At 64.4% G+C, this 15,377-nt stretch carries 17 protein-coding genes; 5 read left to right on the top strand and 12 right to left on the bottom strand.

What is annotated here, in order from left to right:
- Window positions 1-7 precede the first annotated feature (7 nt).
- Window positions 8-1,663, bottom strand: coding sequence for a fumarate hydratase (locus JQ631_RS31375; RefSeq protein WP_212333708.1), 1,656 nt, complete (start codon window positions 1,661-1,663; stop codon window positions 8-10).
- Window positions 1,664-1,912: 249 nt separating this feature from the next.
- On the opposite strand from JQ631_RS31375, the gene JQ631_RS31380 reads away from it, so the two are divergent.
- The 3 genes from JQ631_RS31380 to JQ631_RS31390 all read left to right on the top strand — a co-directional run bounded on the left by JQ631_RS31380 (window position 1,913) and on the right by JQ631_RS31390 (window position 3,619).
- Window positions 1,913-2,392, top strand: coding sequence for a hypothetical protein (locus tag JQ631_RS31380; RefSeq protein ID WP_212333711.1), 480 nt, complete (start codon window positions 1,913-1,915; stop codon window positions 2,390-2,392).
- A gap of 262 nt (window positions 2,393-2,654) precedes the next feature.
- Window positions 2,655-2,828, top strand: coding sequence for a hypothetical protein (locus JQ631_RS31385; protein ID WP_212333714.1), 174 nt, complete (start codon window positions 2,655-2,657; stop codon window positions 2,826-2,828).
- Window positions 2,829-2,944: 116 nt separating this feature from the next.
- Window positions 2,945-3,619 (top strand): methyltransferase family protein, encoded by a 675-nt coding sequence (locus tag JQ631_RS31390; RefSeq protein WP_212333717.1) that lies wholly within the window; start codon window positions 2,945-2,947, stop codon window positions 3,617-3,619.
- Between the two features lie 32 nt (window positions 3,620-3,651).
- Here the strand turns inward: JQ631_RS31390 and JQ631_RS31395 are convergent, their stop codons facing one another.
- From JQ631_RS31395 to flgB, 10 genes are all read right to left on the bottom strand, one after another.
- Window positions 3,652-4,359 (bottom strand): glutathione S-transferase, encoded by a 708-nt coding sequence (locus JQ631_RS31395; RefSeq protein ID WP_212333720.1) that lies wholly within the window; start codon window positions 4,357-4,359, stop codon window positions 3,652-3,654.
- A 200-nt stretch (window positions 4,360-4,559) separates the two neighbouring features.
- A complete protein-coding gene (locus JQ631_RS31400; protein ID WP_212333723.1) occupies window positions 4,560-5,240 on the bottom strand; it encodes a lectin in 681 nt (226 codons plus the stop codon).
- Between the two features lie 145 nt (window positions 5,241-5,385).
- The gene (locus JQ631_RS31405) at window positions 5,386-6,393 is read right to left on the bottom strand and encodes a Tim44 domain-containing protein (RefSeq protein ID WP_212333726.1); all 1,008 of its coding nucleotides are present in this window, start codon (window positions 6,391-6,393) and stop codon (window positions 5,386-5,388) included.
- A 291-nt stretch (window positions 6,394-6,684) separates the two neighbouring features.
- Entirely contained in the window at window positions 6,685-9,261 is a 2,577-nt protein-coding gene (gene cckA, locus JQ631_RS31410; protein WP_212333729.1) for a cell cycle histidine kinase CckA, read from the bottom strand.
- Window positions 9,262-9,415: 154 nt separating this feature from the next.
- Window positions 9,416-10,495: a flagellar biosynthesis protein FlhB gene (gene flhB, locus JQ631_RS31415; RefSeq protein WP_212333732.1), complete on the bottom strand. Its 1,080-nt coding sequence runs from the start codon at window positions 10,493-10,495 to the stop codon at window positions 9,416-9,418.
- Between the two features lie 7 nt (window positions 10,496-10,502).
- Window positions 10,503-11,273: a flagellar biosynthetic protein FliR gene (gene fliR / locus JQ631_RS31420; RefSeq protein ID WP_212333735.1), complete on the bottom strand. Its 771-nt coding sequence runs from the start codon at window positions 11,271-11,273 to the stop codon at window positions 10,503-10,505.
- Window positions 11,274-11,290: 17 nt separating this feature from the next.
- Window positions 11,291-11,554 (bottom strand): flagellar biosynthesis protein FliQ, encoded by a 264-nt coding sequence (fliQ, locus tag JQ631_RS31425; RefSeq protein ID WP_212333738.1) that lies wholly within the window; start codon window positions 11,552-11,554, stop codon window positions 11,291-11,293.
- Between the two features lie 157 nt (window positions 11,555-11,711).
- Entirely contained in the window at window positions 11,712-12,020 is a 309-nt protein-coding gene (fliE, locus tag JQ631_RS31430; RefSeq protein WP_212333741.1) for a flagellar hook-basal body complex protein FliE, read from the bottom strand.
- A gap of 16 nt (window positions 12,021-12,036) precedes the next feature.
- Complete coding sequence (gene flgC, locus JQ631_RS31435; RefSeq protein ID WP_212333744.1) at window positions 12,037-12,462, bottom strand: flagellar basal body rod protein FlgC; 426 nt, start codon at window positions 12,460-12,462, stop codon at window positions 12,037-12,039.
- Window positions 12,463-12,480: 18 nt separating this feature from the next.
- Window positions 12,481-12,882 (bottom strand): flagellar basal body rod protein FlgB, encoded by a 402-nt coding sequence (flgB, locus tag JQ631_RS31440; RefSeq protein WP_212333746.1) that lies wholly within the window; start codon window positions 12,880-12,882, stop codon window positions 12,481-12,483.
- Between the two features lie 351 nt (window positions 12,883-13,233).
- Here flgB and JQ631_RS31445 point away from each other — a divergent pair, with 351 nt between their 5' ends.
- Together JQ631_RS31445 and fliP are read left to right on the top strand one after the other, a co-directional pair.
- Window positions 13,234-14,211, top strand: coding sequence for a flagellar biosynthetic protein FliO (locus tag JQ631_RS31445; RefSeq protein WP_212333749.1), 978 nt, complete (start codon window positions 13,234-13,236; stop codon window positions 14,209-14,211).
- Entirely contained in the window at window positions 14,208-14,969 is a 762-nt protein-coding gene (gene fliP, locus JQ631_RS31450) for a flagellar type III secretion system pore protein FliP (RefSeq protein ID WP_212333750.1), read from the top strand. Before JQ631_RS31445 ends, fliP begins: the two co-directional genes overlap by 4 nt.
- Before the next feature lie 155 nt (window positions 14,970-15,124).
- Here fliP and JQ631_RS31455 read toward each other — a convergent pair whose 3' ends face one another.
- Window positions 15,125-15,361 carry a hypothetical protein gene (locus JQ631_RS31455; RefSeq protein WP_212333752.1) on the bottom strand — a complete coding sequence of 79 codons (237 nt, stop codon included), beginning with the start codon at window positions 15,359-15,361 and terminating at the stop codon, window positions 15,125-15,127.
- Window positions 15,362-15,377 lie beyond the last annotated feature (16 nt).

A 15,377-nucleotide genomic window follows, 5' to 3' on the forward strand; every position in this document is an offset into this window, starting at 1 on the left:
GAGCGACCTAGCCCAGGTTCAGCTCCTTGAAGAAGTCATTCCCCTTGTCGTCGATGATGATGAAGGCCGGGAAATCGACGACTTCGATGCGCCAGATCGCTTCCATGCCGAGCTCGGGATATTCGAGCACCTCGACCTTCTTGATGCAGTGCTCGGCGAGGTTCGCGGCCGCACCGCCGATCGAGCCGAGATAGAAGCCGCCATACTTCTTGCAGGCTTCGCGCACGGCCGGCGCGCGGTTGCCCTTGGCCACCATCACCATCGAGCCGCCGGCGGCCTGGAATTGGTCGACGAAGGAATCCATGCGGCCCGCGGTGGTCGGACCGAACGCACCGGAGGCGTAGCCCTCGGGCGTCTTGGCCGGACCGGCGTAATAGACCGGGTGGTTCTTGAAATAATCAGGCAGCGGCTCGCCCTTCTCCAGCCGCTCGCGCAGCTTGGCGTGCGCGCTATCGCGCGCAACGATCATGGTGCCGGTCATCGAGACCCGCGTCTTGGTCGGGTACTTCGAGAACGTCGCAAGGATGTCCTTCATCGGCTGGTTGAGGTCGATCTTGACGACCTCGCCGCCGAGCGACTGCTCGACCTGCGGCAGATATTGCGCCGGGTTATGCTCGAGCTCCTCGAGATAGACGCCATCCCTGGTAATCTTGCCAAGCACCTGGCGGTCGGCCGAGCACGACACGCCGAGCCCGATCGGCAGCGAAGCGCCATGGCGCGGCATGCGGATCACGCGCACGTCGTGGCAGAAATACTTTCCGCCGAACTGCGCGCCGACGCCGAGCGACTGCGTCATCTTGTGGATTTCCTTCTCCATCTCGACGTCGCGGAAGGCGTTGCCGTCAGGCGAGCCGTGGGTCGGCAGCGCATCGAGATAGCGTGCGGACGCCAGCTTCACCGTCTTCATGCAGAGCTCGGCCGAGGTGCCGCCGATCACGATGGCGAGGTGATAGGGCGGGCACGCGGCGGTGCCCAGCGTCAGGATCTTCTCCTTCAGGAAAGCGAGCAGCCGATCCCTGGTCAGCACCGAGGGCGTGGCCTGGAACAGAAAGCTCTTGTTGGCGGAGCCGCCGCCCTTCGCCATGAACATGAACTTGTAGGCGTCGTCGCCCTCGGCGTAGATCTCGCACTGAGCCGGCATGTTGTTGGCGGTGTTCTTCTCCTCGTACATCGACAAGGGCGCGACCTGCGAGTAGCGCAGATTGCGGCGCAGATAGGCATCACGTGCGCCTTCCGACAGCGCCGCCTCGTCGTCGCCGTCGGTGATGACGTTGCAGCCCTTCTTGCCCATGATGATCGCGGTGCCGGTGTCCTGGCACATCGGCAGCACGCCGCCGGCGGCGATGTTGGCGTTCTTGAGGAAGTCGAGCGCGACGAACTTGTCGTTCGGGCTCGCCTCGCCGTCCTCCAGGATCGCGCGGAGTTGCTTCAGATGGCCCGGGCGCAGATAGTGATTGATGTCGCCAAAAGCCGCCTCCGACAGCGCCCGCAGCGCCTCGCGCGACACCACCAGCATGTCTTTCCCCAGGACTTTCTCGACCCGGACACCCTCGGCCGTGATCTTCTTGTAGGGCGTCTCGTCCTGGCCCAGCGGGAACAGCGGGGTGTGCTTGTAGGGCGGAACGGGCTTGGACGGGTCGGGAAAGGCGGTGGGAGCGTTCATGGTGCGAATCTCGCGTTTTGGAGCCGTTTTTGCAGGCGCCTAGGATAGAAGCGTTCTAAGCATTTTTGTCATAAAGGGAAGGCGCTCTGGCGCGGCCAGGGCATCCCGTTTCGGTACCGTGGAGGCGATTTTCCGGTCCCCTCCTTCGGCCGGCGCCTGGCTGTGGTTGTGCCCCCGTCAAGCAGGGTTGCACCCCTTGCGCTTCACGCGCGGCAACGGTTGAATGCGTCCCCTAAGGGGCTTTTCATCATGATTTCCAGACTGCACCTCCGCGGCGCGATGTTGGTCGCCGCCGCAATCATCGGCCTTGTGACCCTCGCCGCGCCGGCGCGCGCGGATCAGTGCGACGATATCGCCAAGCAACTCGCCAGCGGTATCGACGGGCTGAAGGTCAACTTCAAGGCCTCCAACATCATCTACCTGACCCATCCGGCGGCAAAGGAGCTGTCGCTCGGCTGCCGCGCGCAGGGGCAGACCTATTCCAACGAGCTCTATGCCAAGGGCGACCGCAAGCCGACGCCGGCGTTCTATAATCTGGTCGCCTCCGCGGCCGCGATCATCTTCACGGTGACGAAGGACGACACCACGACCGGCGCGACGCGCTGCCTGAAACGCATGGGCCTGTTGCGCGGCGACAAGGTCACGATGCGCTACAAGCGCCTCAACATGGAATGCACGCGCACCAAGACCGATGCGGCAATCGCGATCACGCGACCGAAGGACGAGTAGGCCGAGCTCACGACACATTCCGTCATTGCGAGCGCAGCGAAGCAATCCAGATTCTTTCCGCGGCGACAGTCTGGATTGCTTCGTCGCAAGAGCTCCTCGCAATGACGCGGAGAGAGCTGTGCGCACCGGACACCGCGCAATGCGAGGCGCGAAAGCGGCCCTCCACCATCGCACCAGATCGCTTGCATTTTAACGATCGGCTTGACGGAAGTTTCGTCCCTTCCGGCGCAGGGTCAATTGTTCAATCTGTGAGGATTTGTGGATGAGCGTTTCAAGTGTTGCGCCGCCGCCGGTCACGATCGTGGTCCCTAGCTACGACACGACCAAGCAGCAGGACGACCAGACCAAGACCAAGGACAATGACCCGACCTATCAGCCGACGCCGCCCGCGCCGCTACCGCCGGGACAGGGCACGCGGATCGATCAGCTCGCCTGATCGCGTCTGCCTGCGATGGATCGCCCGGTCTTGACGACCGGGCCTTTCGCGCGTCCGGCCGCATCTTTGCCGGATAGCGCAGCCAGACTCGTGCAAGACTGCCCGGGGAACCGCGCATGATCGCACGCCTCTTGTTGCAAAACACATTCTTCACCGCCGGGATGGGCGCGCTGCTGTTCGCGTCCGCCGGCACGCTGCATTGGCCCGGCGCCTGGGTGTTCCTCATCACCTGCATTCTGCTCGGCCCGCTCTGTGGCTGGTGGCTCTACCGGATCGACCCGGCGCTTCTGGCCGAACGTATGCGGCCCGTTCTGCAGAGAGATCAGCCGGCCGCCGACAAGGTCTTCATGGTTGCATTCATCGTGGCGATGCTGGGCTGGCTCGTCGCGATAGGACTCGACCGGCGCCAGCTTGCGTCCCACATGAGCGTCGCGTGGCAGGTGCTCGGATTCGTGCTGTTCCTCGCCTCGACCTTGTTTACGCTCTGGGTCTTTCGCGAGAACTCGTTCGCCGCACCCGTGGTCAAGCTCCAGACCGAGCGCGCGCAGCGCGTGATCTCGACCGGGCCTTACGCCCATGTCCGCCACCCCATGTACAGCGGCATGGTCCTGTTCTTCGCCAGCGTGCCACTGATCCTCGGCTCGTGGTGGGGGTTGGCGATCGCGCCGGTCTTCCTCGTGCTGCTTGCGCTTCGCATCCGCATCGAGGAAAGCACGCTGACGGCGGGCTTGCCCGGCTATCCGGACTATGCAGCACGGGTGCGCTACCGCCTGCTGCCCGGATTGTGGTGAGAGGGCTTGGGCGACCGATCGCGCCTGTCCGGCTAATTGTCCAACTCGCGATAACGCCGGAAGATGCCCTGCTCGTTGAACGGAATGCGGCGCTCGCTTGCGAGATAGGCCTTGATGCTCGGCCGCGCCGCGACGCGGTCGTACAGGCCGACGAGACCAGGGATCTTTTTCTCGAACACCTTCATCCGCCTGGGAAAGGCGTAGCGCAGGCCGGCGACGATCTGGAATAGGGAGAGGTCGACATAGGTCAGTCTGCGGCCGGTGACATAGGCGCCGCCATTGTCGTCGAGAAGCTGCTCGAAATAGCCGAGATATTTGGGCACGCGCTCGTCCCAGAAATCTGCGGTGCGCTTCTTCGCCGGCGGCTTCTGGTCTTCGTAGTACATCGATGGCCCGAGCGGATGATGGGTGTCGTGGATCTCGACCACGAGGTCGGTGATCGTCAATTGGAGCTGGTGCACCCACAGTTTGCCGGCTTCCGTCTTCGGCGCGAGGGCGTGACGGCCGCCGAGGTAGAGCAGGATGTTCGCGGTCTGGCCGATGACGAGCTTGCCGACTTTCAGGAACGGCGGCGCAAAGGGCGGCGTGCCCTTATGGGCCTCCATCATCTTCATCATCGCGCCGCTGCCGCGCCGGCCGCGTGCGACGTCGACATAAGCCGCGCCCGCCTCCTCCAGCGCCAGTCGCACATATTCACCGCGGCCCTGGATCTCGGGCCAATAATAGAGCTCGTACTTCATGGGAAGTGGTCCGTGAGCGAGGAAGCGTCCGAACCAATGTAGCATGCGGCTCAGGGTTCCGTCAGGGTGAGACAGAACCATCTCGCAACACGCTCCGTCATTGCGAGCGCGAGCGAAGCAATCCAGAGTCTTTCGCAGAGACAGTCTGGATTGCTTCGTCGCTACGCTCCTCGCAATGACGATCGTGAGAACTCGGCGCTTCAATTCGCCGCGAAACAATACAGCAGGCCGTCGCCGCCGGTAGTCTTCAGATCGGCCTGCGAGCAGCCGCCGTCAGGGCCACGCGAGGGGTGAGAGCTGTTCCAGGATTTTGACGGCTCGTCATCGCGCAGGCCTTGACGATCGACATGGCCAAGCATCGCCGCGCCCTGCGTGCTCGACGTCCAGTTCTTGCAGGTCTTGTCCTCACCTGCGGCAAAGGCGGTGCCGTCGGCTTGCGATCCCGTGAGGATGTCATGACGGTTCGGCGTATCGCCGCGGCCGTTGATGACCTCGCCCTTCTCGCTGAGCGCAGTCTGCTTGGTGAGATTGTTTGAGGCGCTGTGCAGGTCGGCGACGTCCTTGGCGACCACCACGCCCTTGGCGTTCTGCCACGGTCCCTTGCCGATGCGGTCCTTTGCGTTGACGGCGGGCTTGCCGTCGGCGGCTTGCGTCGAGAGATAGGCGTGCCAGGTTTTTGCGGTGGCGCCGCCGGTCTGCGCCAGCTTCTGGCACTGCGCGTCGGCGCCGTCGAGACCGCCGAGGTCGGCGCCCTTGCCCGGTCCGTTGGAGGTCACAAAGAAGGTCATGCCGGCCGACTGCGCTTGCGCCGCTGGCGCCGCAACCAAAGCCAAAACGAGCGCGAGGCCTGACATCGTTACGGATCTGTCGATACGAATCATTCTGTCCTCCCAGTTGTAATTGTTGTTGGTCGCTTGATGTGAACCCGAAGCATGCCCGCTTATTCCGATGCCGCGATGCGAGAGGTCCAAAGAAAAAGGCGCCGTGCCGGAAGCACGACGCCCTGGTTTCTCATGACGCAGGCGATCAGTTGGTCTGCTGGATTGCCGACAATTCCCACGGGCTGCCCGGACGTCGGGCGAAGGTCCAGACCTCGGTAACTTCGGCCGGCTGCTCGCTGCCGGCGACGAGTGCGCCGGTGTTGCGGTCCACCGTCTTGTCGGTGAGCGCAAAGCGCAGCGCCACCGTGGCGTAGTCGGTCTCGCCTTCGCGCCAAGCCTCTGCAAGGTCACCCTGCAACAGCTTGACGTTGGTCACCTTGTTGACGGCATTGCGCGCACGGTTCTCCGCGAGATCCCTCTCGAAATAGGAGACCATTTCCGGCGTCGCGAGCGTGTGCAATTTTGCCACATCCTCGTTCGACCACGCGGACTGGATGTCGCCGAGCAGGCGCTCGAACGCCTCGTAGTCATCAGGCTTGATCTCAAGCGGCGCGTTGTTGGCGCCGAAACCGAAGCCGCCGCCAAGACCACCGCTCGTTCCGCCACCGAGGCCGCTGCGATAGTTCGTCTGCGGACCCGGACCAGCGTCAGCGCCGCTGGCGTAGGCCGCCTGCGGCGAATTGCGCCGCTGCCACCAGGACATCGCCAGCCGCACCACGAACACGACGAGCACGATCTGGATGATCAGGCCCAGGATTGACGAGAGCCCGCCGAGGCCGCCGAACAAGCCGCCGCCAAACAGCATGCCCAGAAGGCCTGCGCCGAGGAAGCCGGCCGCAAGACCACCGAGGAAACCGCCGCCGCGACCGAACAGGCCGCCACGCGAAGGCGCAGCATTGTTCATGCCGGCGCCGGGCTGGCTGTAAGTCCGGTTGAATTGCGAGGTCGAGCCCGGTGCGGTCGTGGTCGACGGCGGGGCCGAGAAGGTCCGCGAACCGCGCGAACCCGACGAGAAGCCGCCGCCGACGCGGGCGTCAGCAGAAGAGATCGCAAGCGCCGTCGGCAGCGCGAGCGCCAGGACGACGGCAATCGTCTTCACGAGACTGCGGGACCATTGCGAGAACTTCATGTGTGTTTCCCAAATCCCCGGCATGGGGACGTCCCAGTAACATGGGCAGCCTTCACCAAAAAGGAAGCCGGTTTCGGAACCCGCGGCTGCGGCCCTCAGTCGCGGGGATGTGGCAAAAGCCCATATTTACCGGGGGGTTGGCCGAGTATGAGCGGGAACCATGGTTGCAGGTTACCGGCAGCTTGAGGCCAAAATTCGCTCTCTCCTCGTCATCGCGAGCGCGGCGAAGCAATCCGGAGATGTTTCCGCAAAAGGATTCCTGGATTGCTTCGCTGCGCTCGCAATGACGGAGAATGGGAGGCCGGCCGTCCAGCTTCACCCCTGCTTCGTCATCGTCTCCTTCACCGCCGCCACGAGTTGGCTGAGCGTGAACGGCTTTGGCAGGAAGTCGAACTGCTGCCCCTCGGGCAGGCTCTTCTCAAAGGCGTCCTCGGCGTAGCCGGAGACGAAGATGAAACGGATATCGGGGTTCTTCTCCCGCATTGCCTTGAGCAGCGTCGGCCCGTCCATCTCAGGCATGACCACGTCGGAGACGACGAGGTCGATGCCGCCGCTCTGCTCGCCAAGCACCTCCATCGCCTCGACGCCGTTCTCGGCCTCGACCACGGTGTAGCCGCGCGAACGCAGTCCGCGGGCGTTGAGCGCACGCAGGCCCTCTTCGTCTTCCACCAGCAGGATGGTGCCCTGACCGGTGAGATCCGTGCGAGGCTTTGCCTCCGCGACCGCAGATGCGACTTCCTTTGCCGCACCATTGGTAACCGTTGCCGGCTGCTCGACCTGCACGTCCGGCTCGGCGTGATGGCGCGGCAGGAAGATATGGAACGAGGTGCCCTGCCCCGGCGCGGACTCGACGTAGATGAAACCGCCGGTCTGCTTGACGATGCCGTAGACGGTCGAAAGGCCAAGGCCGGTGCCCTTGCCGACTTCCTTGGTCGAGAAGAACGGCTCGAAGATCTTGTCGCGGATGTCGGCGGGGATACCGGTGCCGGTGTCGGCGACCTCGATCCGCACGTAATCCGCGGCCGGCATTCCCTTGTAAGCGAGCTTGCCCGCCTCGTCGGTCGCGACATTGGCGGTGCGGATGATCAGCTTGCCGCCATCGGGCATGGCATCGCGCGCGTTCACCGCGAGATTGACGATGACCTGCTCGAACTGGGAGACGTCGACCTTGACCGGCCAGAGATCGCGGCCGTGGATCAGGTCGAGCTTGACCTTCTCGCCGATCAGCCGGCGCAGCAGCATGGTGAGATCGCTCAGCGCGTCGCCGAGGTCGAGCACCTGCGGCCGCAGCGTCTGCCGCCGCGAGAACGCCAAAAGCTGTCGCACCAGCGTCGCGGCACGCGTCGCGTTCTGCTTGATCTGCATGATGTCCTGGAACGACGGATCGGTCGGCTTGTGCGCGTTCAGCAGGAAGTCGTTCGCCATCATGATGGCGGACAGCACATTGTTGAAGTCGTGAGCGATGCCGCCGGCGAGCTGGCCGACGGTCTCCATCTTCTGCGACTGGTTGATCTGGTTCTCCAGCGCGCGCCGCTCGGTGGTCTCGAGCATGTGCACGATCGCGGCTTCCGCGTCGTTCTCGGCGGCATCGACAGGCGTGACGAAGAACTGGCCCCAGCGCTCCTTGGTCCCCTCCAGCGCCACCTCGACCGGCGCAATGTCGGCCTGGCCTTCGGCGGCCTGGTTGATGGCCGCGATCACCAGATGGCGATCCCGCGCGTTGATGGCGCGGAAGATCGACTTGGAGGCGCTGTCGAGCCCGAGGCCCTGCGCGAGCTTGGCGTAGCGCGCATTCGCGCGCACCACATTGCCGCCGCGATCGACGGTGGCGATCGCCATCGGGGTGTGGTCGAAGAAGCGCATGAAGCGCACTTCGGCGGCGCGATCGGGATCGCTGCGTTCGTCGCGGGCGCGGCTGATGACGAGCGTGCGTGACGGCCCCGGCGCGCCATCGGCACCGAAGGCGAGCTTGTGATAGAGCCGGACCGGCATGGTCTTGCCGGTGCGCATGCGCAGGTCGATGTCGAAGACTTCGGTCTTCACCTCGCCCGGCACCGCCACGATCGCGCTGAGCAGCGAGGCGCCGTCGCCGGAGACGATGTCAGCGAGCCTCAAGCCGCCCGAGCCGATCTCGGCAAGATCATGGTCGAGCCAGTTCGCCAGCGTCGCATTGACATAAGCAAGCTCGCCGGCGGGATTGACCGAGAAGAAGCCGCACGGCGCGTGATCGAGATACTCGATCGCGTGCTGGAGTTCCTGGAACACGTCCTCCTGGCGCTCGCGATCGCGGGTGATGTCGGCGATCGACCACACCGCATACTTGGCCTCGCGCTTGCCGGTGCCGAGCGGACGCACACGCATGCGCAGCCAGCGGCCGTGGCTGCCATCCTGACCGGAAATGCGCACTTCTTCCTGCTGACGCTTGCCCTCGCGCGCCGCCTTGAGCAGGCGGAACACCGCTTCGGAAACATCGGGATTGCCGATGAAGACGCGCTCCACCGGGCGCACGTCCTGCGGGCCGGAAGCACCGGTCAGCGTCAGATAGGCGGCATTGGAATAAACCACGTGACCGCGCGGATCGGTCACCGCGAGGCCGTCGAAGGCGTGGTCGGCGATGCGCCCCATCACGGGATCGTCGAGATTACGGTCGACGAAGCGGATGATGCCGGCGGCGAAGGCGAACAGGTTGAACAGGCCGATCATCGCCAGCACGGCGAGGATGCCGAGGATATACGGCTGCGCTTGCGCGCGCCCCAGCGTCATCAGCCCGATGGCGACCGCAACGAGGCCGGTGGCCACCAGAAGCACCAGCGCAATGCTGCCCGAGCGCGGCGACGGCTCATTCGCCGCAACGGGCTCGCGTGACAGGTCGTGGTCGGTCTCGGCGGTCATTTCACGCAGGTTCAGCCTGTCGGCAGAGAATCAACGTGCGACGGGGCACGCGGGGTCCTCCCTGCCTGAATCGGACCCGCAGACGCAAGGGCGGCAGGGCGAAAGCGTACGCTGATTCCCAGTTTACAGCCATTTCCGGTATTTTTCGGGGGTTTTATTGCCGCGCAGCGCTAAAACCGCGCTTCATCCGCATGACGTAGCCGATGACTTCGGCGACTGCATGGTAGTGCTCCATGGGAATTTCCTGGTCGATCTCGACCGTGGCGTAGAGCGCGCGGGCCAGCGGCACGTTCTCGACGATCGGAATGTCGTGCTCGCGCGCGATCTCCCGGATCTTGAAAGCGACGTTGTCGACGCCCTTGGCGACGCAGATCGGCGCCGACATGCCGCGCTCGTAGGACAGCGCCACCGAATAGTGAGTCGGGTTGGTGATGATCACCGAGGCCTTGGGAACCGCCGCCATCATGCGCTTCTTGGAGCGCTGCTGGCGCAGCTGCCGGAGCTTGCCCTTGATGTGCGGGTCACCTTCCGACTGCTTGAACTCTTCCTTGATCTCCTGAAGCGACATCTTCTGCCGCTGGAACCAGCTGCGATACTGGAAGAAATAGTCGCCGATCGCGATGATCGCGAGGGCTGCGACCACAGCGCCGAGCAGATGGACGGTCATGCCGGTGGTGGCGCCCAGCATCGCCATCGGGTCGAGCTTGACCATCGCCTCCATGCGGTGCCGCTCCGGCCACAGGATCGTGGTCATGACCGCACCGAGCACGACGAGCTTGCCGATGCCCTTCAGGAAGTTGGCCCCCGCCTGCTTGCCGAAGATGCGCTTGAAGCCGGCCGCCGGCGAGAGCTTGCTGAATTTGGGCGTAAGGGATTCGGCCGACCACACCAGCCGGTGCTGGAGCATGTTGCCGGCAATGGCGGCGATCACCAGCATCAACAGTGGCACACCGACCGCGGCGAGGACTGCGACTTCGATCTGCTTCATCAGTGCGAGCAGGTTCCCGGGATCGGTTTTGATCATCCAGGAATTGGCGAGCAGATTGCGCATCGGCGTCAGCAATCCACTGCCGACCGAGCCGGAGAAGGTCGAGACCACGAGCGTGCCGCCCGCGATCATGAACCAGGTGTTGATCTCCTGGCTTTTGGCAACGTCACCACGCTCGAGCGCCTGTTCGAGGCGTTTTTGCGTCGGGTCTTCTGTTTGACTCTCTGGATCGTTGTCTTCCGCCATCGATCACCTACCTGAGTGGCAGCATCTGGTGCATGACACCGATGAAGTAGTCGAGATAGGTGCCCATCATCGCCGTGAGCACCACGGCCAGCACCATGAAGCCCGCGAAGATCGACAGCGGCACACCGACGAAATAAACCTGCATCTGCGGCATCAAGCGCGCCAGCACGCCGAGCCCGATATTGAAGACGAGGCCGAATACCAGGAACGGTCCCGACAGCTGCAAGCCGAGCAGGAACGCGGCGGAAAAGGCGCGCGTGGCAAGCGAGGCGACATCGCCGCTCGACATGGTCTCGCCCGGCGCGAAGATCGAATAGCTGTCGTTCAGCGCGGCGATCACCAGATGATGGCTGTCGGTGGCAAACAGCAGGGTCACGCCCAACATGGTGAGGAAGTTGCCGACCAGAACGCCCTGCTGCCCTTGCGTCGGATCGACCGAGGTGACGAAGCCGAGCCCCATCTGCTGCGCAATCACGGCGCCTGCGACCTGCAGCGCCGACAGCGTCACGCGCGCAGTTGCGCCCAGCACGATGCCGATCACGATCTCGTGCAGCATCAGCACCAGCATCGGCGCGAGCGAGCCCATGTCGACGTGATAAGCGTTGCGATGCAACGGCAGGATGATCAGCGTGAGCAGAAGCGCAATCGACAGCTTCACCCGCGTCGGAATGTTGGTCTCGCCGAGACCCGGCAGCAGCATCACCATCGCGCCGACCCGGGCGAAGGCGAGCATGAAGGCTGCGGCAAGCGCCGGCAGCAGCGAGACGTCGATGCGCATGACGGGCGCATAGTGCCTCAGCCGCCGATGATTCGCGACGAGATCCGCAGCATGTGGGCATGGAGAGCGTCTGCCATGAACGGCAGCGCCAGCAGCATTGTGGCAAAGATGGCCAGAATTTTCGGCACGTAGACCAGCGTCTGTTCCTGGATCTGCGTCAGCGCCTGGAACAGCGACACGATCACGCCGACCACGAGCCCGACCACCATCAGCGGCGAGGACACGATCACGATGGTCCAGATCGCATCACGGGCGACGTCGAGGGTCTCAGGTCCGGTCATTTGCACTTCCCTTATTCAAGTCACACTTCCCGCCGACACCGACGAGGAACGAAAGCGATCTCGCCGTCATTGCGAGCGAAGTGAAGCAATCCAGAGCGTCGCCGCGGAGAGATTCCGGATTGCTTCGCTTCGCGCGCAATAACGATGGAGGCCGAAATCAGATCGGCATCTTCATGATGTCTTCGTACGCCGCGATCACACGGTCGCGGACCGAGACCAGCGTGGACACTGCAACATCGGTATCGGCGACCGCCGTCACCACGTCCATCACGTTGGCCTTGCCGTTGGCCATCGCCACGGTTTGCGCATCCGACTTGCGGCCGGATTCCATCACGCTGCCGACGGCGTCCTTCAGCAGCGAGGCAAAGGACTGCCCGCTCGCTTCGCTGCCCTTGCCGGCGCCGGTGCTTTCCAGCACGCGCGCAAGGTTGGCATAAGCATTGGCTGCGATTGTCGGTGTTGCCATGGCCTAGATGTCCTGTTCAGCTCTTGAGGATGTCGAGCGTGCGCTGGATCATCCGGCGCGTCGCACTGATGATGTTGACATTGGCTTCGTAGGACCGCTGCGCATCGCGCATGTCGGTCATCTCGACCACGGAATTCACGTTCGGATATTTGACGTTGCCGCTCGCATCGGCCGCCGGATTGCTCGGCTCGTACTTGACGCGGAAATCGGATCGGTCGGGCTTGATCTTGCCGAGCGTGACGACCTGCGCATCGAGCGTCCGGTCGAGCGCCGAGGAGAACGTCGGCACCTTGCGCCGATAGGGATCGCCACCTGCGGTCGCCGCGGTCGAATCCGCATTCGCGATGTTTTCCGAGATCACCCGCATGCGCCCGGCCTGCGCCCGCAACCCGGAGGTCGCGATCGCCATCGAACGGGCAAAGTCACTGCTGTCATTCGCCATCGTCTGCGTCCCCTAGCTCTAGCCCTTGCCGATCGCGGTCTTCAGGAGATGCAGGCTCTTCGAATAGAGCGAGGTCACCGCCGCGTAATCCATCTGGTTGTTGGCAGACTTCATCATCTGCTCTTCGAGATTGACGGAATTGCCCGCGGGGCGGGTCTCGAAACCCGCGTTCCTGTTGTCGAAGCTCGAGGCCGCACCTGACGCCGTCATGTGGGACGCGCTGGTGACCGTCATGGCCAGGGTCCCCATCGAGCCCGTGGTGGCGCCGTTCTTGTCGAACTTCGGTTCGACCAGTTCGCGCGGCCGAAAATTGGGGGTGTCGGAATTGGAGACGTTTTCGGACAGGACGCGCTGGCGTTCCTGGTGCCACTGCATCTTGGTGCGAAGCGCCGACAGCACCGGAAGATCGTTGATGGACATCGTTGCGGCTCCTTCCGCCTCTTGCGGACCCTGCGGTCCGAAGCTAGGCAGAATTTGCCGCGTGTATGGTTAACAGGTGGTTAAGGCGCGGCGGATGCGTGTTTCCGATTGAAACATGCAATGCTTGACCCGTGATTCTACGCATTCCAAAAGCCGCATTAACCCAACCGCTTGGCGGTGCGCGCACAGGCCAAGAAGTCGTTTTGGATCGGGCGATTCATAGGTTATTAAGAGTTGGGGACGGCAAAACTTGCCGCGGGACGTTAAGAAATCGCAGTTTTGGGGCATCGCACGCCGGTGGTCGGCATCCGACCATAGGAACGACAGAAGCGCCATTTACCGGGGACAGGTATGAACGGTAGCCCTATCACCTTCATCGTCGCGTTCATCGTCGTTCTGGCGTTGATCGGCGTCGCGGCGTGGCTGGTCCGCCGATTCGCGAATACCCGGCTCGGCGCCAACACCCAGCGCGGCAGGATGCCCCGGCTCGCCGTGATCGACGCGGCCGCGGTGGATGGCCGCCGGCGCCTGGTGCTGGTCCGCCGTGACAATGTCGAACATCTCCTGATGATCGGCGGCCCCACCGACATCGTCGTCGAACCGAACATCGTGCGCGCCGCCGCCGGCCGCGACCAGATTCCGCAGCGACCCAGCGCCGCCGAGCCGCCGCGCCTCGCCCCGATGCCCGACGCCGGCAGCTGGGCCGACGAGGCGCCGCGCCCCGAGGTGCTCGACCATCCCGACGCGCAAATGCCGGAGCCGCCGCCGCGGCCCAATCGTCCCTCTTTCGCCGACGACGTCCGCCGGCCCACACCCGCTCTGGTCGAGCGCCGCGGCGAGCCGCAACTCGGCGGCTTCTCGCCCGAGCCGATGCCGCCGCGTCTCGAGCGTGAGCCCCGTCCCGAGCCGATGCCGCCGCGCGTGGCCCGCAGCGAGCCGCCGCTGATGCCGCGCCCGCCGCGTCAAAGCGAGCCGCCGAAGATGCCGCCGATCCGCGCCGAGCGTGCAGCCGCGCCGCCGCCCCCTCCGCCGGTCCCGCAGGCGCCACCCGTTCCGCCGCCGGCCCCAGCTGCTGCCGCGCCGTCGAGTGCCGAGCAAAATCTCGCCGAGATGGCCCAGCGCCTCGAGGCGGCGCTGCGCCGTCCGGCCGGCGACACCGTCGCCCCGCCGGTCGCGCCGGATGCGCCCGTGGCCCCACCGCGCGCCGCACGCGCCGAGCCTCCGCCCCCTCCGGCGCCGGCGGCCAAGCCGGCTGCGGAGAAGACCAGCTTTGAAAATCTCGAAGACGAGATGGCCTCCCTGCTCGGCCGTCCGAAGCCGTCTTCGTGAGGCTGCCGTCCTTCCCGCGTAGAGTATTCTTTTTTTCTGTCCTGATCGCCGCGGCCTCGGTCGCGTTGCCTGCGCATGCGCAGGACATCAGCATCAATCTCGGTGGCGGCGGCGCTGGCGGCGGTGGCGTCACCGAGCGCGCGATCCAGCTGATCGCGCTGCTCACGGTGCTATCGATCGCGCCGTCGATCCTGATCATGATGACGTCGTTCACACGCATCGTGGTCGTGCTGTCGCTGCTGCGCACCGCGATGGGCACGGCGACCGCCCCGCCCAACTCGGTGATCCTGGCGCTGGCGATGTTCCTCACATTCTTCGTGATGGGGCCGGTGCTGCAAAAGTCCTACGACGACGGCATCCGCCCGCTCGTCGCCAACCAGATCAGCGTCGAGGACGCGCTCCAGCGCGCCTCCGTCCCCTTGCGCGGTTTCATGCAGAAGAACGTGCGCGAGAAGGACCTGAAGCTGTTTCTGGATCTCTCCGGGGAACCGCCGCCGGCGACGCCCGACGAACTCGCGCTGCGCATCCTCGTCCCCGCCTTCATGATCTCCGAACTCAAGCGCGCCTTCGAGATCGGCTTCCTGCTGTTCCTCCCCTTCCTGATCATCGACCTCGTCGTTGCCTCGGTGCTGATGTCGATGGGCATGATGATGCTGCCGCCCGCGACGATCTCGCTGCCGTTCAAGCTGATCTTTTTCGTGCTGGTCGACGGCTGGTCACTCGTGGCGGGAAGCCTGGTGCAGAGCTACGGGGGATAGCGGCCCCTGCCCTCTCCCCGTCTTTGCGAGGAGCCCTTGCGACGAAGCAATCCCCTCCGCGGAAAGATTCTGGATTGCTTCGCTGCGCTCGCAATGACGGAGAACGAGGCCAGCGCTCGGGCCGCGCCTTGCGCGGAGCGGAGGCCCGTTGGCCCCTACCCCGTCACATCATATTGCTTGCTGAGGTGATCTCCGATCTGCACCAGCATGGCAACGCTTTCAGGGAAGCCGGGCTTGGCGCGCGTCTCCTGGTCCGCATCGGCCCGGAACTCCCAGCTGTCACCGTCGCGAACGATCGAGATGGCGAGGCCATCAGGTCCGTCGGCATGGGCCTTCAACTCGGCCCGCGCCATGGCGATGAGTTCGGCTTCGGTCTTGGCAGGCTTGCTCATATCAGCGCTCTCCGGG

Source organism: Bradyrhizobium manausense, assembly GCF_018131105.1.
GTDB classification, from domain to species: Bacteria; Pseudomonadota; Alphaproteobacteria; order Rhizobiales; family Xanthobacteraceae; genus Bradyrhizobium; species Bradyrhizobium manausense_B.